19 protein-coding genes are annotated in these 20500 nt (G+C 65.7%); 7 read left to right on the top strand and 12 right to left on the bottom strand.

All coding sequences use genetic code 11. The features are described from left to right. Nucleotides 1-3 precede the first annotated feature (3 nt). The 7 genes from GGD62_RS11910 to rsmI all read right to left on the bottom strand — a co-directional run bounded on the left by GGD62_RS11910 (nt 4) and on the right by rsmI (nt 7191). Nucleotides 4-1293 (bottom strand): AAA family ATPase, encoded by a 1290-nt coding sequence (locus tag GGD62_RS11910; protein WP_183708584.1) that lies wholly within the window; start codon nt 1291-1293, stop codon nt 4-6. Beyond that, entirely contained in the window at nt 1290-2024 is a 735-nt protein-coding gene (locus GGD62_RS11905; RefSeq protein ID WP_183708583.1) for a CpaD family pilus assembly protein, read from the bottom strand. Before GGD62_RS11905 ends, GGD62_RS11910 begins: the two co-directional genes overlap by 4 nt. A gap of 55 nt (nt 2025-2079) precedes the next feature. Next, the gene (locus tag GGD62_RS11900; RefSeq protein WP_183708582.1) at nt 2080-3597 is read right to left on the bottom strand and encodes a type II and III secretion system protein family protein; all 1518 of its coding nucleotides are present in this window, start codon (nt 3595-3597) and stop codon (nt 2080-2082) included. A 13-nt stretch (nt 3598-3610) separates the two neighbouring features. Continuing rightward, on the bottom strand, nt 3611-4432 hold the full coding sequence (gene cpaB / locus GGD62_RS11895) for a Flp pilus assembly protein CpaB (protein WP_183236545.1): 822 nt from the start codon (nt 4430-4432) through the stop codon (nt 3611-3613). A 465-nt stretch (nt 4433-4897) separates the two neighbouring features. After that, nucleotides 4898-5842: a glutathione synthase gene (gene gshB, locus GGD62_RS11890; RefSeq protein ID WP_018323509.1), complete on the bottom strand. Its 945-nt coding sequence runs from the start codon at nt 5840-5842 to the stop codon at nt 4898-4900. Nucleotides 5843-5852: 10 nt separating this feature from the next. Then, the gene (locus GGD62_RS11885; RefSeq protein ID WP_183708581.1) at nt 5853-6254 is read right to left on the bottom strand and encodes a YraN family protein; all 402 of its coding nucleotides are present in this window, start codon (nt 6252-6254) and stop codon (nt 5853-5855) included. After that, complete coding sequence (gene rsmI, locus GGD62_RS11880; RefSeq protein ID WP_183708580.1) at nt 6241-7191, bottom strand: 16S rRNA (cytidine(1402)-2'-O)-methyltransferase; 951 nt, start codon at nt 7189-7191, stop codon at nt 6241-6243. The genes GGD62_RS11885 and rsmI overlap by 14 nt, the downstream gene beginning before the upstream one ends. A gap of 338 nt (nt 7192-7529) precedes the next feature. Between rsmI and GGD62_RS11875 the strand changes: the two genes are divergently transcribed. Beyond that, nucleotides 7530-8762 (top strand): penicillin-binding protein activator, encoded by a 1233-nt coding sequence (locus GGD62_RS11875; protein ID WP_018323506.1) that lies wholly within the window; start codon nt 7530-7532, stop codon nt 8760-8762. Between the two features lie 118 nt (nt 8763-8880). On the opposite strand, the gene hemW is transcribed toward GGD62_RS11875, so the two are convergent. From hemW to rph, 3 genes are read right to left on the bottom strand one after another with little or no spacing between them, the layout of a single operon-like run. Beyond that, nucleotides 8881-10065, bottom strand: coding sequence for a radical SAM family heme chaperone HemW (gene hemW, locus GGD62_RS11870; RefSeq protein WP_183708791.1), 1185 nt, complete (start codon nt 10063-10065; stop codon nt 8881-8883). Between the two features lie 16 nt (nt 10066-10081). Next, nucleotides 10082-10717, bottom strand: a complete 636-nt coding sequence (rdgB, locus tag GGD62_RS11865) for an RdgB/HAM1 family non-canonical purine NTP pyrophosphatase (protein ID WP_183708578.1) — start codon at nt 10715-10717, stop codon at nt 10082-10084. 11 nt (nt 10718-10728) lie between these two features. Beyond that, complete coding sequence (rph, locus tag GGD62_RS11860; protein ID WP_018323503.1) at nt 10729-11442, bottom strand: ribonuclease PH; 714 nt, start codon at nt 11440-11442, stop codon at nt 10729-10731. Nucleotides 11443-11624: 182 nt separating this feature from the next. On the opposite strand from rph, the gene hrcA reads away from it, so the two are divergent. Both hrcA and grpE read left to right on the top strand, forming a co-directional pair. Beyond that, on the top strand, nt 11625-12713 hold the full coding sequence (gene hrcA, locus GGD62_RS11855; RefSeq protein WP_018323502.1) for a heat-inducible transcriptional repressor HrcA: 1089 nt from the start codon (nt 11625-11627) through the stop codon (nt 12711-12713). Nucleotides 12714-12809: 96 nt separating this feature from the next. Then, nucleotides 12810-13427 (top strand): nucleotide exchange factor GrpE, encoded by a 618-nt coding sequence (gene grpE, locus GGD62_RS11850; RefSeq protein WP_183259458.1) that lies wholly within the window; start codon nt 12810-12812, stop codon nt 13425-13427. Nucleotides 13428-13575: 148 nt separating this feature from the next. Here grpE and pncA read toward each other — a convergent pair whose 3' ends face one another. Together pncA and GGD62_RS11840 are read right to left on the bottom strand one after the other, a co-directional pair. Further along, nucleotides 13576-14298, bottom strand: a complete 723-nt coding sequence (gene pncA, locus GGD62_RS11845) for a bifunctional nicotinamidase/pyrazinamidase (RefSeq protein ID WP_092251374.1) — start codon at nt 14296-14298, stop codon at nt 13576-13578. A 266-nt stretch (nt 14299-14564) separates the two neighbouring features. Further along, nucleotides 14565-15506 (bottom strand): hypothetical protein, encoded by a 942-nt coding sequence (locus GGD62_RS11840; protein WP_179732512.1) that lies wholly within the window; start codon nt 15504-15506, stop codon nt 14565-14567. Between the two features lie 393 nt (nt 15507-15899). Here GGD62_RS11840 and dnaK point away from each other — a divergent pair, with 393 nt between their 5' ends. The 4 genes from dnaK (at nt 15900) to GGD62_RS11820 (ending at nt 20495) form a co-directional block, all read left to right on the top strand. After that, nucleotides 15900-17801 carry a molecular chaperone DnaK gene (dnaK, locus tag GGD62_RS11835; protein WP_092251376.1) on the top strand — a complete coding sequence of 634 codons (1902 nt, stop codon included), beginning with the start codon at nt 15900-15902 and terminating at the stop codon, nt 17799-17801. Nucleotides 17802-18046: 245 nt separating this feature from the next. Beyond that, a complete protein-coding gene (gene dnaJ, locus GGD62_RS11830; RefSeq protein ID WP_018323497.1) occupies nt 18047-19174 on the top strand; it encodes a molecular chaperone DnaJ in 1128 nt (375 codons plus the stop codon). A gap of 85 nt (nt 19175-19259) precedes the next feature. Then, on the top strand, nt 19260-19859 hold the full coding sequence (locus tag GGD62_RS11825) for a class I SAM-dependent methyltransferase (protein WP_018323496.1): 600 nt from the start codon (nt 19260-19262) through the stop codon (nt 19857-19859). Nucleotides 19860-19916: 57 nt separating this feature from the next. Then, a complete protein-coding gene (locus GGD62_RS11820) occupies nt 19917-20495 on the top strand; it encodes an NADPH-dependent FMN reductase (protein WP_018323495.1) in 579 nt (192 codons plus the stop codon). Nucleotides 20496-20500: the final 5 nt, after the last annotated feature.

The raw sequence follows: 20500 nt of genomic DNA, 5'->3' as shown, positions 1-20500 counted from the left end.
CGCTTACGACGCCTTGCGATGCGGCGCCGAGTTGCGGCTTGACTTGCCCTTCAGCTTCTTCAGCAGCGGTCCGAGCAGCGAGCGCTTCGGCTTCTTCACCTCGCCGCGCCCGGCGAGGCGGTTCGCCATGTTCTGGAACAGCTCGGTGGTGCGGTGGCTCTTGGAGACCTCCGCGATCATCTGGCCGTTATTGGCTGCGGTGGAGAACAGTTTCGAATCGAACGGGATCACCGCGATCGGCTGGCTTTCCATCGTCTTGGCGAACGCCTTGACCTCGATCTCCGCGCGCTTGTGCATGCCGACCTGGTTGAGGCAGTACAACGGCGGCCGGTCGTTCGGCCGCGCCGCCTTCAGCACGCTCAGCATGTTCTTGGTGTTGCGCAAATTGGCGAGATCGGGCTCGGCCACGATGACGATGTCGTCGGCGTTCACCAGTGCGCGCCGCGTCCAGCCGGACCATTGGTGGGGAACGTCGAGCACGATGCAGGGCGTGGTCATGCGCAGCGTGTCGAACACGGCGTCGAAAGCTTCGGCGCCGAAATCATAGACGCGGTCGAGGGTGGCAGGCGCCGCGAGCAGGCTGAGGCGCTCGGTGCATTTGGAGAGCAGGCGCTCCATCAGCGCCGTGTCCGGCCGGTCCTGCGACAGCACCGCGTTGGCGATGCCCTGCACGGGGTCCTGGTTGTAGTCGAGGCCCGCGGTGCCAAAGGCGAGGTCGAGGTCGATCACGACGGAATCGAGCGCGAGGTCACGCGCGATGGTCCAGGCCACATTGTGCGCGACCGTGGAGGCGCCGACGCCGCCCTTGGCGCCGACCACCGCGATGACCCGGCCGGTGATGATGGCCTCGGAGGCCGAGAACAGGCTGCAGATCGAGCGGACGACATCGAGGGTTTCAACCGGTCCCACCACATAGTCGTTGACGCCGCGGCGCACCAGCTCGCGATAGGGTGCGGTGTAGTTGGGATTGCCGATCACGACCACGCGGGTGCCGGGGTCGCAGACGCCGGCGAGGTCGTCCAGTCCCTCGAGAATGTCGCGCGTACCGTCGGATTCGATCACGATCACGTTCGGCGTCGGCATCGATTCATAGACTTCGATCGCCGCGGCAAGGCCACCGTCCTTGGCGGTGAGGTGCGCCTTGGCGAGCCGGCGGTCCTGCCCTGCCGCGGTCACCGCGGCGAGCGTCTTCTCGGTCTCGCAAAAAGCCTGCACCGAGATGCGGGGAACCGGCGCAATGTGTTCCTCGGGGTGCTGCGGATCGTCCGCTTCTTCGTTGTGAATGCCCGTCATTTGCCTGTGTCGCTGAGCTTGGCCTTGTCGGCCTCGGAATTGAGAGTCGAGATCGCAGTGCCCTTGCGATAGCGATCAAAGGCGATGTCGCGCCGCGCGGTATAGGCCGGCGTCTCGGATCGCGGCTGCTCCAGGTCGGCCGGATTGTCGATCATCGCGGCGAGATTGCGCTGGCTGGCGCAGCCCAGATTGAAGTAGGGCCGGTTCTCGTTGTAGCCGGGATCGAGGATGTTAGGGCCGAGGTCTTCCGGCCACAGCCCGCAAGGGCCGGCGACCGCGGCGATCTTCGAATAGCTCAGACGGATGGTGGGCAGCAGCCCGGGATCCTCAGGGCGATAGGGGTGCTGGACGATGGCACGCGACGGCACGCCGCCGGATGCGAGCACGGAACGGATTTCCCGATAGGTCGCAGCCGCCGCGCGCGAATTCGCGCTGTCGACGGGAACGTCGACGACGACGGAGCCGGTGCCTTCTCGCACCCAGTCCCGGGCGATGCCCGCGACGTCCGAATGCTGTGCGGCCGACAGGCCACCCCTCGCCTTGCCGACGAAGATCACGATCGACTTCTTGCCTTCCTGCACCGCGATCGGGTGGCGCTGGCGATAGTCGGTCGGCACCGTCTGGGTGACGATCTCGCCGGTGGTGTTGCAGGCGCCCAGCATGACGGAGAGTCCCGTCAGTGCCAGCGCGACGCCCAGATTGCGACGTCGATCGGCTATCGTCTTCGTCATCGCTTCATCCCCTCTTGCCCCAAATCCCGCCCCGTTCCCCAGCCGTCCGTTCGTCTCAGTCGATGATGAAGCCGAAATCGCCGGGCGCGCCGGCGATCGGATCGACGCGACGCGCGATGCCATAGAGGCGGTTCATGCGGCCGAGCAGCGCGGTCTGCGCGTCCGAGGCCGGGGCGAAGCCGTCGTCGGGCCGCGCCAATTCCTTCTGGGCAACCGCGCGCACCACATAGGGCGTCACGATCACCATCAGCTCGGTCTCGTTGTTGACGAAGTCCTGGCTGCGGAACAGCGCGCCGATGATCGGCACCTGGTCGACGCCGGGCAGGCCGTTGATCGCCTGCTTGGTCTGTTGCTGGATCAGGCCGGCCATCGCCATCGAGCCGCCGGAGGGAATCTCCAGCGTCGTCTCGGCGCGGCGGGTCTGGATCGAGGGGATGGTGATCGAGTTGCTCGAGGTCGAGGACACCGCCTGCGTCAACGTGATCGAATTCGTATTCGACAGCTCCGAGACCTCGGTCATCACGCGCAGGCTGATGCGGCCTTCGCTGAGCACGACCGGGGTGAAGTTCAGGGAGATGCCGAACTTCTTGTAGGTGACCTGGGTGGTGCAGACGTGGGTGACCGGATCGCAGGAATAGCCTGCCGGAATCGGGAATTCGCCGCCGGCAATGAAGGTGGCGGATTCGCCTGAGATCGCGGTCAGGCTCGGTTCGGCGAGCGTGCGCATGACGCCGGCGCTTTCCATCGCGCGCATGGTGGCGCTGACGGTGGCGACGCCCTTGGCGAGGCCGGCAACGCCGAGCCCGTTGCTGCCGACGATCGGTCCGCCCGAGACCGAGAACGGGTTGGAATTGTTGAAATTCACCACCGCGGTGCCGGCGTTCAGGCTGGCGCTGAGATCGACGCCGAGCTGCTTGACGATGTCGCGGCGCACTTCGCCGACGACGACCTTGAGCATCACCTGGTCGCGGCCGCGCACGACGATGCTGTTGACGACCTTGTCCGAGCCGCCGACCAGCTTTGCGGCGACCTCGCCGGCCTGCTGGGCCTCGACCGGGCTCGACACCGATCCGGTCAGCATCACGCTGTCGCCGACGCCTTCGATCTGGACGCCCGGCAGCGACTGGCGCAGGGCCGCGCGCATGCCGTTGAGGTCGCGCTTCACTGCGATGTCATAGGAGGCGACCTGCTGGCCGTCGGCGGTGAAGAACACGACGTTGGTCTGGCCGACCTGACCGCCGATGATATAGGCGCGCTGGGCCGAGCGGATCACTGCATTGGCGATCTTGGGATCGGCCACCAGCACGTCCTTGACCTCGCGCGGCAGGTCGATGACGACGGATTTGCCGACGCCAAGAGAGAGAAAACGCGTCTTCGCCGGTGCGATGGTCGCGACCGACGACACGCCGAAATCCGGTGCCTGCATCGGCGCCTGGTCGCCGACCGGCGCATCCATCGCGCTGACGAGGTCGGGGGCTGCGAGCAGCCCCAGCATCAGCATCGTCCCCGTCCAGAACGAGCGCGTGCGCTTCCCCCGAAGGCGCACGCCCGTCCGATCATCCCCGTAGTTCATGCTATCCCCATCATCACTTCTGTGACGTCAATTGCCGTGCCTGCACCCCGTAGCGGATCACGTTCACGCCGCCCGCGCGCTTGATCCCCTGGTCCTCAGGCGTGCCGTCGACTGCGTTGGCATCGACGATGCTCCGCAGCGCGAGTTGGAGCGTGCCGCCCTGGCGCGCGGCTGCGAGCACTGCGACCTGATCGGGCCGGAGCTCGAGCGTGACGGTCTTGCCGACGACGGCGTTCTGGCCGTCCTTCTCCTTCGGCGCCTGGTCGATCGCGAGCACGCGGATATTCGTCAGGATGACCTCGGACAGGACGAGATCGTTGCCGCCGGTCGGACCGTTATTGTTGGCGCCGTCGGGGTTCTTCAGGCGGCGGGTCAGGACGATGTCGACGCGGTCATTTGGAAGGATGAAGCCGCCAGCGGCGGTCTCGGCTGAAATCTCGGTGGAAACGGCGCGCATCCCGGCGGGCAGGATCGCGGCCATGAAGCCGGAGCCGTCGGCCTTGACCAGCTTCTGCTCGCGGATCGGCTCGCCCTGCATCAGGGGGACGCGGGCGATCGAGCCGGCGATCTGGGTCTGCGCCTCGGGCCTGCTGTCGCGGCGGATGAAGGCGCTGCTCGCGGTCGCTGCCGGCCAGGCCTGCCATTGCAGGTCCTCGGGCTTCACGGCCTGGCCGAGCCCGATGTCGGACTTGGCGACGAGGACCTCGACGGTCGGCAGCTTCTCGGCGGCGGGCAGAACGGGTGCGGGCTTGTTGTCGAAGCCGCTCGCCAGATACGCCGCGACGCCGCCGGCGCCCAGCGCGATGACGAGAACGACAATGCGTGCGGTATTCATACGCTTTTACTCATACGCGGGGCACTCGAACCGCACCTGGCGTGTTCCCCCGCGTCGATGAGTAGGGAGTAAAAGTATAAGGGGTGTTGCGAGGCCGAATGCGATGGCCGGCCACGATGCTGGTTTTCGGCAGATGGTGAACGCGGCGTTATCCGGTCGGCCAGCGGCCCCGTAGATTCACGCAGTACGGAACGTCCGTTCGAAAGACATGCGCGGCGTCATGGTGAATGGGTGGTTAGTGGTGGGTGGGTGCGATCATGCCAATGGGATCGCAGCAGCGCTCCACAACATCGGTGTCGTCCCGGCGAACGCCGGGACCCATAGCCCCAGGGAGCAGTTTGACGAAGATTGAGCGCCCGGTACCGCGACCAAGCTCCCCGGATAGATTCCGCGGTATGGGTCCCGGCGTTCGCCGGGACGACGTTGAGGAGAGTTCGCGCTCCCCAACGTCATCATTGCAGAGTGCTACTTCGCCCGCTTCTGCTCGATCACGTCCCACACCTTCGCCGCAACGTCGGGGCCGCCGAGGCGCGCGATGGCGCGGATGCCGGTCGGCGAGGTCACGTTGATCTCGGTGAGGTTGCCGTTGATGACGTCGATGCCGACGAACAGCAGGCCGCGCTCACGCAGCGCCGGGCCGACGGTGGCGCAGATCTCGCGCTCGCGCGGGGTGAGCTCGGTCTCCTGCGCAGCGCCGCCGCGCACCATGTTGGAACGGAGGTCGTCGGTGGCGGGCACGCGGTTCACTGCGCCAGCGAACTCGCCGTTGACCAGGATGATGCGCTTGTCGCCGTGCTTCACCTCGGGGATGAATTGCTGGATCACCCAGGGCTCCCGGAACGTCACCGAGAACATGTCGAACAGCGAGCCGAAATTCATGTCCTGCGGCATCACGCGGAATACCGCCGCGCCGCCATGGCCGTGCAGCGGCTTCATGACGACGGCGCCGTGCTTGTCGCGGAACGCGTTGATCTCATCTAAGTCGCGCGAGATCAGGGTCGGCGGCATCAGCTGCGGAAAATTCATCACGAACAGCTTTTCCGGCGCATTGCGCACGGAAGCTGGATCGTTGACCACCAGCGTCTTCGGATGGATGCGCTCCAGAAGATGCGTCGAGGTGATGTAGGCGAGGTCGAACGGCGGGTCCTGGCGCAGCAGCACCACGTCAAAGCCGTTCAGCGCCTCGCGCCTGGGCTCGCCGAGCGTGAAATGGTCGCCGGACTCGTCGCGCACGGTCAGGAGCTGAACCGGCGCCACGATCTCCTCGCCGACCATCGAGAGCTTGTCGGGCGTATAATAGGACAGGCCGTGGCCGCGCTTCTGCGCCTCCAGAAGCAGCGCAAAGGTGGAATCGCCCTTGATGTTGATGCGGGCGATGGGGTCCATCTGGACGGCGACGTTCAGTTTCATGGTCTGCCTTTCAGGTCGAGGCGTCGAATGCCGCCAACACATGGCGCGGAAGTGAGCGCGGCGCAATCAGCATGGCGTCGAATCGCAATTCGAATTCGGCATGCTCGGGATGCGCCACGAGCCAGCCTTGCGCGGCGGCGATGATGCGCTGCTGCTGGCGCGGCGTCACGGCGAAGGCGGCGTCATCCAGCGTGGCGCGCGCCTTGACCTCGACGAAGGCGATCAGATTGCGGCGGCGTGCCACGATGTCGATCTCGCCATGCGGGGTGCGGTAGCGCTTGGCCAGGATGCGATAGCCCTTGGCCATCAGATAGGCCGCTGCGCGGCTCTCCGCGGAGATGCCGGTGTGGAACGCGGCGACGCGCTCGGGCGAGGCGACCTTCGGTTCCACCGGGACCTCAGTCTTCGCCATCGCCGCCCCTTGAGTTTTTGGCGAGCTCGAGCGCGCGGGCATAGACTTCGCGGCGCGGCCGGCCCGAGAGCGCGACCGCATGCGCGACGGCATCCTTGACGCTGTGCGCGGCAAGCTGCTCGCGCAACAGATCGTCCAGCGCACCCGATGTCAGCATTTCGGCGTCGGCCGCTGGCGGAGCGATCACCAGCACGAACTCGCCGCGCGTCTCCAGCGTATCGGTCTCGCGCGCCAGCTGGCTCAACGGGGCGCGCGAAATCTCCTCGTGCAGCTTGGTCAGCTCGCGGCAGATCGCGGCCTCGCGCGCCCCCATGATCTCGGCGAGCTCTGCGAGCGTGTCCTGCACGCGGTTGCCCGACTCGAACATCACCAGCGTCGCGTCGATGCGCGCGAGCTCGGTCAAGCGCGCCTTTCGCGCGGCGGATTTTGCCGGCAGGAAACCCTCGAAAAAGAAGCGGTCGGTCGGCAGTGCCGCGACCGACAGCGCCGCCAGCACCGAGGACGGGCCGGGCAGGGCATACACCGCATGGCCGGCTGCGCAGACCTCGCGCACCAGCTTGAAGCCTGGATCGGAGATCAGCGGCGTGCCGGCGTCGGAGACCAGTGCAATCGAGCCGCCCTGCCCCAACGCCTCCAGGATTTTCGGGCGCGCGGCTTCCGCATTGTGCTCGTGATATTGCTTGAGCTGCGCGGCGATGGCGTAGCGCTCGGTCAGGCGCCGGGTGATGCGGGTGTCCTCGCAGGCGATGACGTCGACGCCGGCGAGGGTCTGCAGCGCCCGCAGCGTGATGTCGCCGAGATTGCCGATCGGGGTTGCGACCAGATGGAGGCCCGGTGCCGCCTTCGGCGCCGCAAGCCGATGGGCATCGATGGAGAAACCGCGCGAGGCGGCGTCTTGAGCTTCAGGCGTATTTATCGGGGCCGGCTTTGCGCGCATAATGAAAGCAACTTAGGCACGATCCGCAGGGCTGGGAACCGGCTCGCCGAAAAAGATCGTGCCGAGGTGAGGGGCGAGGAACGGACGGGAATGTGATCGATCCAGGATCACGTCGAGGGGGAGTGAGGGCTCTCACGCCATATTCGCGACCGAAACGCCGCCTTGATGCTGAATGAGCGAGGGCAAACAGCTGCCGGGACAGCAAGGCGGCCGCGTTAAGCGGCTATTATCCTTTTGTTTCGGTTAACTATTTGCCGACAATATGCCTGAATCCGCGACTTGTGTCGTGGAAGGAATGTCGTGACCGGCCGGCGCCGGCGGGTCAGAAGAGAAGCTGCATGGTGGGCCCGCGTTATCCAAAATCTCCCGTTCCGGGGTCCCTGATGTCAGGGGCGACCCGCCGGAGCGCGCTCGGCCTGTTGCTCGGCACGCCCCTGCTGTCGGCCTGCGCCGGCGTGCAGCAGAGCCTGAGCCAGTTCTCCAACCCGTTCTCGAGCTCGACGCCGCCGGCTCAGCCCGCAGGTCCCCCGCAACAGGCGACGACCGCCGGCACCGGCGGCGTGAAGGTCGCCGTGATCCTGCCGCTCTCGGCCGCCGGCAATGCCGGCTTGGCCGCACAATCCATGCGCAACGCCGCCGAGATGGCGCTGGCCGAGTTCCAGAACCCGAACATCCAGCTGCTGATCAAGGACGACAATGGCAGCCCGCAGGGCGCGCAGGCGTCCGCGCAGCAGGCCGTCGACGAAGGCGCCGAGATCATTCTGGGACCGCTGTTCGCGCAATCGGTGCCGGCGGTGGCGCAGGTCGCGCGCACGCGCGGCATCTCGGTGATCGCGTTCTCGACCGATTCCAGCATCGCCGGCCGCGGCGTCTATCTGCTCTCCTTCCTGCCGGAGTCCGACGTCAACCGCATCGTCGAATATTCCGCCAGCATCGGAAAGCGCTCCGTCGCCGTGCTCGTGCCCGACAATGCCTATGGCAATGTCGTCGAGGCCGCGGTGAAGGCGGCCGTGCCGCGGCGTGGCGGGCGCATCGTCGCCTTCGAGAAATACGGCGCCGATCGCGCCACACCGGCGCGCACCGTGGCGCAGCAGCTCGGCAGCGCGGATGCGTTGTTCATTGCCGATGACGGCGATGCCGTGGTGACGGTCGCAGATGCGATGACCGCGGCGGGCGCGAACTTGCGCAACATCCAGCTGCTCGGCACCGGCCTGTGGGACAATCCGCGGGTCTATGCCAATGCGAACCTGCAAGGCGGCCTCTATGCCGCGCCCGACCCGGCCGGCTTCCGCGCCTTCTCCGGTCGCTACCGCACCAAATACGGCGCGGAGCCGATTCGCACCGCAACGCTGGCCTATGACGCGGTCGCTCTGGTCGCCGCGCTGGCGCGCACGCAAGGCACCACGCGCTTCTCGCCCGACGTGCTGACCAATCCGTCCGGCTTCGCCGGCATCGACGGCCTGTTCCGTTTCCGTGCGGACGGCACCAACGAGCGTGGCCTCGCGGTGATGAAAGTGACGAACGGTGGCGGCGTTGCGGTCGCGGGCTCCCCGAAGAGTTTTGGGGCGTAGCTCAGGACGACGGTGCCGTAGGGTGGGCAAAGCGAAGCGTGCCCGCGAACTTCATGCGAATTGCTGAGAGATGGTGGGCACGGCGCAAGTGCGCCTTTGCCCACCCTACGAGATCTCGTTACGCCGCGAGATCCGCGACCACCGCATCCAGCACCGGAAAGCCGCTGCTGGTCACGCGCAGCCGGCCCGTCGCATCCACCGTGATCGCGCCTTCCTCGCGCAGCAGCGCGATGCGCTTGGGATCGAGCGGGCGACCGGAGAGGGCTTTGTAGCGCTCGGGGTCGATGCCTTCGGCGAGACGCAATCCCATCAGCAGGAATTCGTCGGCGCGCTCTTCGCTGTTGAGGAGATCGTCGGTGACGACACCATGGCCGTTGGTCTCGACCCGCATCAGCCAGGCCTCGGGACGCTTCTCGGTGGCGGTCGCATGCCTGACGCCGTCGATGTCGAGCCGGCCATGCGCGCCGGGGCCGATGCCGGCATATTCCTCACCGCGCCAGTAGACCAGATTGTGCCGGCACTCGGCGCCGCGCCGCGCGTGATTGGAGATCTCGTAGGCGGGCAGGCCGAGCTTGTCGCAGGTCTCCTGCGTGACGTCGTAGAGCGCGCGCGAGACCGCTTCGTCCGGCGTCTTCAATTTGCCGGCCTGGTGCAGGCCGAAGAATGGCGTGCCCTCCTCGATCGTCAATTGATAGAGCGACAGATGCTCGGCCGCCTCGTCGATGGCGAGACGCAGTTCATCGGCCCACATCGCCGGCGTCTGGTCGGGACGGGCGTAGATCAGATCGAACGAATAGCGATCGAACGAGCGGCGCGCGATGGCGACCGCATCGAGCGCCTCGCGCGCGCTGTGCAGGCGGCCCAGCGCTTTCAGCGAGGCATCATCGAGCGCTTGCACGCCGAGCGAAACGCGGTTGACGCCGGCGGTGCGATAGCCGGCAAAGCGGGTGGCCTCGACGCTGGTCGGATTCGCCTCCAGCGTCACCTCGACATCGCCGGCGACGGTCCAGTGCTTGCCGATCGCGTCGAGCACCGCGCCGACGGTTGCGGGCTGCATCAGCGAGGGCGTGCCGCCGCCGAGAAAGATCGAGGTGACTTCACGGCCGGGCGAGCGCTCGGCGGTGGCCGCGATCTCGCGCGCGAAGGCGGATGCGAAGCGCGCCTCGTCGATCGCGGCGTGACGGACATGGCTGTTGAAGTCGCAATAGGGGCATTTCGACAGGCAGAACGGCCAGTGCACGTAGACGCCGAAGGCTGCGGATTCTTGTTTTGACGCGTTTTCCTGGCGCGAACCGGTATCCACTTCGCTCGAAAACGCTCTATCGCGGCTCAAGGCAGATCTCCGCCAGTTTCACGAAGGCGCGGGCGCGATGCGACAGGCCGAGGCCAAGCGGCGGCAGGCCGTGCTTCTCGATGCTCTCCATCTCGCCGAAGGTGCGATCATATCCGTCAGGCAGGAACATCGGATCGTAACCAAAACCGGCGGTGCCGCGCGGCGGCCAGACCAGCGTGCCGTCGACGCGCGCCTCGACCTCATCGAGATGATCGTCGGGCCAGGCGACGCAGAGCGCGGAGACGAAATGCGCCTTGCGCTTCTCCGGGGTCGTCGCGCCACGCTCCTGCAGCAGGCGTTCGATCTGTGCCATCGCCGCGTTGAAGTCTTTGCCTGGGCCGGCCCAGCGCGCGCTGTAGATACCGGGCGCACCATCCAGTGCGTCGACCACGATGCCGGAATCGTCGGCGAAGGCGGGAAGCCTGGTCGCCTGCGCCGCCGCGATCGCCTTGATCGCGGCATTGCTGCGGAAATCGTTGCCGGTCTCGTCCGGTTCGGCGAGGCCGAGCTCACCGGCCGACACCGCCTCGATGCCGTACGGCGCGAGCAGCTCCTTCATCTCGGCCAGCTTGCCGGGATTATGGGTGGCGATGACGAGCTTTCCGGTGATTCGGCGGTACATGGGCCTATTGACTACGCCACAGCCAGTTTCTGCAAGTCCACGAGACGCGCGATGCCTTTTTGCGCCAGGGCGATCAGCTTCAGGAACTCGTCCTGCGTAAAAGGCTCGCGTTCCGCGGTGCCCTGCACCTCGATGATGCGGCCATCGCCGGTCATGACGAAATTGGCGTCGGTCTGGGCTTCCGAATCCTCGGCATAGTCGAGATCGAGCACCGGCGTGCCGTTGTAGATGCCGCAGGAGATCGCGGCGACGTTGTCGCGCATCACGTTGGCCTTGATCATGTTGCGCGCCTTCATCCAGTTGATGCAATCGGCGAGCGCGACCCAGGCACCGGTGATCGAGGCCGTGCGCGTGCCGCCGTCGGCCTGGAGCACGTCGCAATCGACCGTGATCTGGCGCTCGCCGAGCGCTTCGAGATCGACAATGGTGCGAAGCGAGCGGCCGATCAGGCGCTGGATCTCGACGGTGCGGCCGCTCTGCTTGCCGGCGGAAGCCTCGCGGCGGGTGCGCTCGGAGGTCGCGCGCGGCAGCATGCCGTATTCAGCGGTGACCCAGCCGCGGCCCTGGCCCTTCAGCCACGGCGGCAGGCGATCTTCCAGCGTGGCGGTGACCAGCACATGGGTGTCGCCGAACTTCACCAGGCAGGAGCCTTCCGCATATTTGACCACGCCGCGCTCCAGCGTCACGGGGCGCAATTCGTCGGGCGCACGGCGGCTTGGCCGCATGGGAAATCCTCCAAAACTCGTCGGTATAGGGCTGTTCGCGGTGCTTGTAGGTGGGGTGAGGGTATGCGGCAAGGGGAAAGGACAAGGCTTTTTCACCCCCGGTTTTCCACCCTGCAAACGCGACGCTTGTCAGAACCCTCCTGGATGGACAAATTATGAGCATCTGAGAGGAGTTACCGTCTGTGGCCCATCACGATCCGATCCATCTGATCGCGCCGCGCGCAGGCCTCGCCCAGCTCAACGAGCGTTCTCGCGACATCTTTCGTCAAATTGTCGAAAGTTATCTCGCGACCGGTGAGCCGGTGGGCTCGCGCAATATCTCGCGCCTCATCGCCATGCCGCTATCGCCGGCCTCGGTCCGCAACGTCATGGCCGATCTGGAACAGCTCGGTCTGATCTACGCCCCGCACACCTCCGCCGGCCGGCTGCCGACGGAACTCGGGCTGCGTTTCTTTGTCGATGCCCTGATGCAGGTCGGCGACCTCAACGAGGCCGAGCGTCAATCGATCCAGAGCCAACTCACCTCCGTCGGCCAGGCCCAATCGGTCGAGGCAGCGCTGGACCAGGCGCTGACGCGGCTGTCCGGCCTCACGCGGGCCGCCGCGGTGGTGCTGACGCCGAAATCCAATGCGCGGCTGAAGCACATCGAATTCGTCCGGCTGGAACCCGAGAGGGCGCTGGTGATCCTGGTCGGTGAGGACGGCCAGGTTGAAAACCGCGTGCTGTCGCTCCCCCCCGGAGTTCCCTCCTCGGCAATCACCGAAGCCGGCAATTTCCTCAATGCGCGCATCCGTGGCCGCACTCTGGCCGAGGCGCGGCTCGAGCTCGAGACGGCACTTGGACAGGCCCGCGCCGAGCTCGATCAGCTTGCACAGAAGGTGATTTCCGCCGGCATCGCCAGCTGGTCCGGCGGCGAGAACGAGGATCGCCAGCTCATCGTCCGCGGCCACGCCAATCTGCTCGAAGACCTGCACGCGCTGGAGGATCTGGAACGGGTGCGCCTGCTGTTCGACGATCTCGAGACTAAGCGCGGCGTGATCGACCTGCTGGGGCGCGCCGAGACCGCCGAGGGCGTGCGCATCTTCATCGGCAGCGAGAACAAGCTGTTTTCGCTCTCGGGGTCCTCCACCATCATCTCGCCGTATCGGGATGCCGCCGGCCATATCGTCGGCGTTCTGGGCGTGATCGGGCCGACACGGCTGAATTATGCCCGTGTGATCCCGACCGTGGACTACGCCGCCCGCATCGTCAGCCGCCTTTTGGGAGGCTGACCGGCGTTTCCGCCGATCACGGGCGCTTGATTTTCGGCGCTTTAGGCACGATATCCGGGCCAACAATCCCTGGAAACGAGTTCGAGATTAGAGCCGATGACCGAGCAAGACCGGCAACCCGAAGACACGACTGCAGCGACCGGCGAGCCCGTGGTGTCAAAACCCTACATCATGCCCGACGATCCCGAGCCCGGCTCGGTCGAGCTGTTGCAGAAGGAAGCCGCCGAGGCGCGCGACCGCATGTTGCGGACGCTGGCCGAGATGGAGAATCTGCGCAAGCGGACCACCAAGGAGGTCGCCGACGCCCGGCTCTACGGCATCACCGGCTTTGCCCGCGACGTGCTCGACATCGCCGACAATCTCCAGCGCGCGCTCGATGCCGTTCCGGCCGAGGCCCGTGCCGCAGCCGATCCCGGCCTGATCGCGCTGATCGAGGGCGTCGAGCTCACCGAGCGTTCGCTGCTCAACGCGCTGGAAAAGCACGGCGTCAAGAAGCTCGATCCGCAGGGCCAGAAGTTCGACCCGAACTTCCACCAGGCGATGTACGAAGTGCCTGATCCGTCGGTGCCGTCAGGCACCGTGGTGCAGATCATGCAGGCCGGCTACACCATCGGCGAGCGCGTGCTGCGCCCGGCTCTGGTCGGTGTCGCCAAGGGCGGCGCGAAGGCGGCGGCCGCGGCGAACAACAACGAGTCGAGCGGCGCGGCGAATTGAGTTTCAGACCCTCATGGTGAGGAGCCGCGCGTTTGCGCGGCGTCTCGAACCATGAAGGCCAAGATGTAACGGCGGGGCCTTCATCCTTCGAGACGCGCGCGAAGAAGCGCGCTCCTCAGGATGAGGGTCTGACAGTGTCGCGCGAGTCCTACGCGCTCACCGCGATATCCGCTGACTGAATCCGCTTCACGCCGGCCTTGGCCATATCGGCCCAGGCTTTTGCCAGCGAGCCCTGATTGTCGATGCCGCGGCAGGCGTCTTCCACCACATAGACCTCGAAGCCAGCCTTGCGCGCGTCGAGCGCGGTCCAGGCAACGCAGAAATCCGTCGCGAGCCCTGCGACGAAGACGCGCTTGATCTTGCGCCCCTTGAGATAGCCGGCAAGTCCGGTCGAGGTCTTGCCGTCGGCTTCGAGGAAGGCCGAATAGCTGTCGACGTCCTTGTGAAAGCCCTTGCGGATGATCAGCTCGGCGTGCGGGATTGCAAGGTCCTTCGAGAGCGAAGCGCCGTCGGTGCCCTGCACGCAATGGTCGGGCCACAGCACCTGCTTGCCATAGGGAAGGTCGACGGTCTCGAACGGCTTCTTGCCGGAATGCACCGACGCAAACGAGATGTGGCCCGGCGTGTGCCAGTCCTGCGTCATCACCACGTTGGCAAACGCCTTCGAGATCTTGTTGATGACGGGCACCACCTGCTCGCCTTCCTTCACGGCGAGGCTGCCGCCCGGCAGGAAGCAGTTCTGCACGTCGATCACCAGCAGCGCGGAGGCATCGTCCGGCTTGATCGATGCCGCTGCAAAGAGCGCGTTGGGCGCGAGAGTCACCAGCGCCGTCGTTCCAAGCATTGCCAAGACTTGTCGCCGATCCAGCATCGTTCGCCTCCCTCCAGGATGATCCAACGGGGGGAAGCCTAGTTCCGTTCGTATACGAACAGAAGCCCGAAAATGCGGCCGGTACTGGCGAGGGGGTGGGCTGTTGCCGCGTGCTCGGTGCAACCTCTCCCGCTTGCGGGGGAGGTCGGCGCGAAGCGCCGGGTGGGGGCCCTCTCCACATCGGGAGTGCCCCTATGCGGAAGCACCCTCTCCCCAACCCTCCCCCGCAAGCGGGGGAGGGAGCGCATTTCGTTCGGAGATGTAGCCTAGCCCTTCGGCTGAATCCCGTCGCGCACGGCGCGGAAGCGGGTGAAGGCGGCCAACCACTGGTCGCGCGGCGCGCTGGCGATGATGCGCAGCGAGGCGCCGCCGCTCGAGAAGCGGATCCACTGCACCACGGTCACCGGGACCTTGTCCTTGCCGCTGACGCCGTCGATCCGGGTCTCGAAGCCCTGCTGGCCGTTGATGCGGATCGGCTCGGACATGGTGACGCGCGATTCGCGAACGCCGGGGATCTGCAGCGCCGCCTCCTGGGCGAAGCGGGCGCGGTCGTCGGCCTGCTGCGGCGTGGCGCCGATCAGACCGAGGATCATGAATGGCTTCGACTCATAGCCTGCGCTCTCATTGCCGTCGGCGAGGATGATGCTGCTGCCCGGCGCGAGGGTCCGGATGTCCTTGAATTCGGCGAGATCGGTGATCCTGAACGGCATCAGCGCGATCTGCTCCTCGACCGAGACCTGCTTGCGGGTGACGGTGCTGGCGAACATCTGCCGCACCGCTTCATCCGTGTAGATCTTGGTCGCATTCTCCGGGACCTGCACCGCGACATAGCCGGAGAAGCCGGCGCCTGGCACGATCATCGAATAGCGCTTTACCGGGGTATCGCCGGCCTTGCCGCTTTCGGTGGTGAAATAGGCGAGGCCCGCCGGCGTCTCGATCTTGTCCTGCTTGACGCCGCCGGCGCCGGCCGGATTGGAATTGAAGGCGCTCACGACCTCGCCATAGGCCGCCGGCGGCAGCTCGGTGATCAACACCTTGACGCTGCCGTCCTCGCTCTCGAAGCCCGGAAAGGTTTTTGCCGTGCTGAGACCGACCAGCGGCACCATGCCGAGGCGCAAGCCGGGCGGAAACACGGCATCGGCGGCGAGGGCCGGAAACGCGGAGGCGATCAGGAGGGCGAGCGCGGCGAGGGGGCGGATCAGCTTCATGGGCACTCTGATTGGTTCACATTGAGGCCGTTCGATGGTCGGCCACCGGGCCGCATTGTCGCGCGAAGCAGCTGTGGCGGCTGACCGGCCGGTCCGCCTTTTACCGGGTTTGGGCGTGCGGCAACAGGGCGGGCGGACTTGCGGTAGCGGGGGCTTGCTGAAGCCTGAACCTGTTAATAATTCCTCACCCGCAAGGGCGGTTGAGCCCGGATATCATCGTCCAAAACCCAATGTTTTCACGGCAGAAACGTAGCTTCGGTCCTTGCGGGCCCCTCCCCCCCTCCTATATGAGCCTCAATCATCGCAATATCGCGGATGTTTGATCTTAGGGGGTTTCGGTCGGGTGCCTTCTGGGCCCAGCCAACCTGCCGCAAAAACAAGGATATCAGGACCATGGGAAAGGTCATTGGGATCGACCTCGGCACCACGAATTCGTGCGTCGCCGTGATGGATGGCAAGAACGCCAAAGTCATCGAGAATTCCGAAGGCATGCGCACGACGCCTTCGATCGTCGCCGTGACGGACGACGGTGAGCGCCTCGTCGGCCAGCCGGCCAAGCGCCAGGCCGTCACCAATCCCGAGCGCACCTTCTTCGCAGTGAAGCGCCTCATCGGCCGCCGCTACGACGACCCGATGGTCGAGAAGGACAAGAAGCTCGTCCCCTACAAGATCGTGAAGGCTTCCAACGGCGACGCCTGGGTCGAGGCCGACGGCCAGACCTACTCGCCCTCGCAGGTCTCGGCGTTCATCTTGCAGAAGATGAAGGAGACCGCGGAAGCCCATCTCGGCCAGAAAGTCGATCAGGCCGTCATCACCGTTCCCGCCTACTTCAACGACGCCCAGCGCCAGGCGACCAAGGACGCCGGCAAGATCGCGGGCCTCGAAGTGCTGCGCATCATCAACGAGCCGACCGCGGCCGCGCTCGCCTATGGCCTCGACAAGACCAAGACCGGCACGATCGCCGTGTACGATCTCGGCGGCGGCACGTTCGATATTTCGATCCTCGAGATCGGCGACGGCGTGTTCGAGGTGAAGTCGACCAACGGCGACACCTTCCTCGGCGGCGAAGACTTCGACATGCGCCTGGTCGGCTATCTCGCCGACGAATTCCAGAAGGAGCAGGGCATCAACCTGCGCAACGACAAGCTCGCCTTGCAGCGCCTGAAGGAAGCCGCTGAAAAGGCCAAGATCGAGCTGTCCTCGACGACGCAGACCGAGATCAACCTGCCCTTCATCACCGCGGACCAGACCGGCCCGAAGCATCTGACGATGAAGCTGACCCGCGCCAAGTTCGAAGCGCTGGTCGACGACCTCGTCCAGAAGACCGTCGAGCCCTGCCGCAAGGCGCTGAAGGACGCCGGCGTCACCGCCGGTGAGATCGGCGAAGTGGTTCTGGTCGGCGGCATGTCGCGCATGCCGAAGGTCCAGGAAGTCGTGAAGCAGCTGTTCGGCAAGGAGCCGCACAAGGGCGTCAATCCGGACGAAGTCGTGGCGATCGGCGCTGCGATCCAGGCCGGCGTGCTCCAGGGCGACGTCAAGGACGTGCTGCTGCTCGACGTCACCCCGCTGTCGCTGGGCATCGAGACGCTGGGCGGCGTGTTCACCCGCATCATCGACCGCAACACCACGATCCCGACCAAGAAGAGCCAGGTGTTCTCGACCGCCGAGGACAACCAGAACGCGGTCACCATCCGCGTCTTCCAGGGCGAGCGTGAAATGGCGGCCGACAACAAGATGCTCGGCCAGTTCGACCTGATGGGCATTCCGCCGGCTCCGCGCGGCATGCCGCAGATCGAGGTGACCTTCGACATCGACGCCAACGGCATCGTCAACGTCTCGGCCAAGGACAAGGCCACCGGCAAGGAGCAGCAGATCCGCATCCAGGCCTCCGGCGGCCTGTCGGAAGCCGACATCGAGAAGATGGTCAAGGACGCCGAGGCCAATGCCGAGGCCGACAAGAAGCGCCGCGAGGCCGTCACCGCCAAGAACGAGGCGGATGGCCTGGTGCATTCGACCGAGAAGGCTTTGGCCGAGCACGGTTCGAAGGTCGGCGAGACCGAGCGCCGCGCCATCGAGGATGCCGTCGGCGACCTCAAGGAAGCGCTGAAGGGCGACGATGCCGAGGCGATCAAGGCCAAGACCCAGACGCTGGCCCAGGCTTCGATGAAGCTCGGCGAGGCCATGTACAAGCAGCAGGCCGAGGCCGACGCCAAGAAGGACGCGGCCAAGGACGACGTCGTCGACGCGGAATTCACCGAAGTCGACGACGACAAGAACAACAAGAAGTCCGCCTGAACCCCAAGAGGGTCATGATGCGGACGGCTTGGACCCCACACTCTCTACCGGCCTCCTCCTTCGCGGGGGAGGCCGCCGTGTCGGGACGGACGGGCGGGTCGCCCGTTACGATCGATCAATTCCCCGCCGTTATGCTGAACGCCGCCACGCCGCCCTCTGCCGCCAAGCAGAAGGCTGCCTATATCGTCGTGTGGCGACGTCGTTTCGCTCCGACTTGAATCGCGATTGGATAGACCGAGTCCCACATGTCCACGTCCACCAAGCGCTGCTATTACGAAACCCTCGAAGTCGAACGCGATGCCGACGAATCCGTCTTGAAATCGTCGTTCCGCAAGCTGGCGATGAAGTTCCACCCGGACCGCAATCCCGGGGACGACACCAGCGAAGTCAAGTTCAAGGAAATCAACGAGGCCTACGAGGTCCTGAAGGACAAGGACAAGCGCGCGGCCTATGACCGCTACGGCCATGCCGCCTTCGAGCAGGGCGGCGGTGGCGCCGGCTTCGGCGCGGGTTTCGCCTCTTCCTTCTCCGACATTTTCGAAGATCTGTTCGGCATGGCCGGGCAGCGCGGCCGCGGCGGCCGCGAGCGCGGCGCCGACCTGCGCTACAACATGGAAATCACGCTGGAGGAAGCCTTCGGCGGCAAGACCGCGCAGATCGAGATTCCGGTCTCGGTCACCTGCGAGGCCTGCTCGGGCATCGGCGCCAAGGCCGGAACCAAGCCGAAGACCTGTTCGAGCTGCGGCGGCGCCGGCCGCGTGCGGCAGTCGCAGGGCTTCTTCACGCTGGAGCGCACCTGTCCGGGCTGCCAGGGCCGCGGCCAGATGATCGAGGATGCCTGCCCGTCCTGCTCGGGCCAGGGCCGCGTTACCCGCGAGCGGAATCTTTCGGTCAACATTCCCCCGGGTGTCGAGGACGGCACAAGGATCAGGCTCGCCGGCGAGGGCGAGGCCGGGGTCCGCGGTGGTCCGCCCGGCGACCTCTATATCTTCCTGTCGCTGGCCCAGCACCAGTTCTTCCAGCGCGATGGCGCCGATCTGCATTGCCGTGTGCCGATTTCGATGGTCACGGCCGCGCTCGGCGGCGAATTCGAGGTGCCGACCATTGAGAAGAGCAAGGCCAAGGTGAAGGTGCCGGCCGGGACCCAGTCGAACCGCCGGTTCCGCATTGCATCAAAAGGCATGCCGGTGCTGCGGTCGCGCCAGATGGGCGACATGTATGTTCAGGTCGTGGTCGAGACCCCGCAGAACCTCACCAAGAAGCAGCAGGAATTGCTGGCCGAGTTCGAAAAGCTGTCAAGCGGCAACACCCAACCGGAATCCGAGGGCTTCTTCGCCAAGGTCAAGGATTTCTTCGGTAATCGGGCGAGTTGACCCGGCTTGACCATACCGCTTTCGGCCTATACGTCTTTATGACCATTTTCTGACACGCGGTCCCGCGGTCCCGTCCGGTCCTGACATGCCATTGCCATCGTCCGCGCGTGCGTTGAAGAAGCCTCGTCTTGATGACGAGGTGCGCTTCCTCAGATCATGGATCGAAAAGCCCCTGCACATGGGCGCCGTGATGCCGTCGGGCAAGCTGCTGGCCCGGACCATGGCCCATTATGTCGATGTCGATTCAGACGCGCCCGTGGTCGAGCTCGGGCCTGGCACCGGCGCAATCACCTCAGCCCTGATCGAACGCGGCGTCGACCAGAAGCGTCTCGTCCTCGTCGAATACAATCCCGGCTTCTGCGCGCTGCTGCGCGACCGCTATCCGCAGGCCAAGGTTGTGCAGGGCGACGCCTATCGCCTGCGTGACACGCTCTGGAACGTCCTGAGCGCGCCGGCCTCCGCGGTCGTCTCCGGCCTGCCGCTCGTGACAAAACCGATGCTGACGCGGCTGCGGCTGATCCGCGACGCCTTCACGGCGCTCGCGCCGGGCGCGCCCTTCGTCCAGTTCACCTATGCGGTGGTACCGCCGATCCCGAAATCGCTGCCCGGCGTGTCCACAGAGGCGTCGGAACGGATCTGGATGAACCTTCCGCCGGCCCGCGTCTGGGTGTATCGCAAGGACTAATTCCGCCGGCTTGGTTCTTTGCGCGGCGGGCTCGTTTCGCCGAACGCATTGGATTGAATGTCAGCTCCCAAGATCCTGATCATTCCCGGCTCGCTGCGCACCGGCTCGCACAATGCGAAGCTGGCGGCCGTCATAGCCTATGAATTCGCCCGGGCCGGCGTGGACGTCACCCGCATCTCGCTCGCCGATTTTCCGCTGCCGATCTATGACGGCGATCTCCAGGCCAAGTCCGGCCTGCCGAAGCACGCGATCAACCTCAAGCGCATGATCGGCGCGCATCATGGCGTGCTGATCGTCTCGCCCGAATACAACGCTTCGGTGCCGCCGCTTCTCAAGAACGCGATCGACTGGGTCAGCCGCGTGCATGATCTGCATGAGGCGCGCGGCGATGTGTTTCGCAACCGCGCCTTCGCGCTCGCCGGCGCCTCGCAGAGCCGGCTCGGTGCGGCTCGCGCGCTGCAGGCGTTGCGGCTGATCCTGACCTCCTGCCACGCCAATGTGATTGCCAGCCAGCTCACGCTCGCCTTTGCCGACCAGGCCTATGACGATATGGACAGGCTCAAGAACGAGGGTGATATCGCCGCGTTGAAGGAGCTGGTCGCGCAATTGATCGACATTTCCCAACGCATGATGTGAGGTGA

It is taken from the genome of Bradyrhizobium sp. ERR14, from assembly GCF_014198235.1.
Lineage (GTDB): Bacteria > Pseudomonadota > Alphaproteobacteria > Rhizobiales > Xanthobacteraceae > Bradyrhizobium.
The sequence above is the reverse complement of the archived record's forward strand: the minus strand, read 5'-3'. Positions and strand labels throughout refer to the sequence as shown.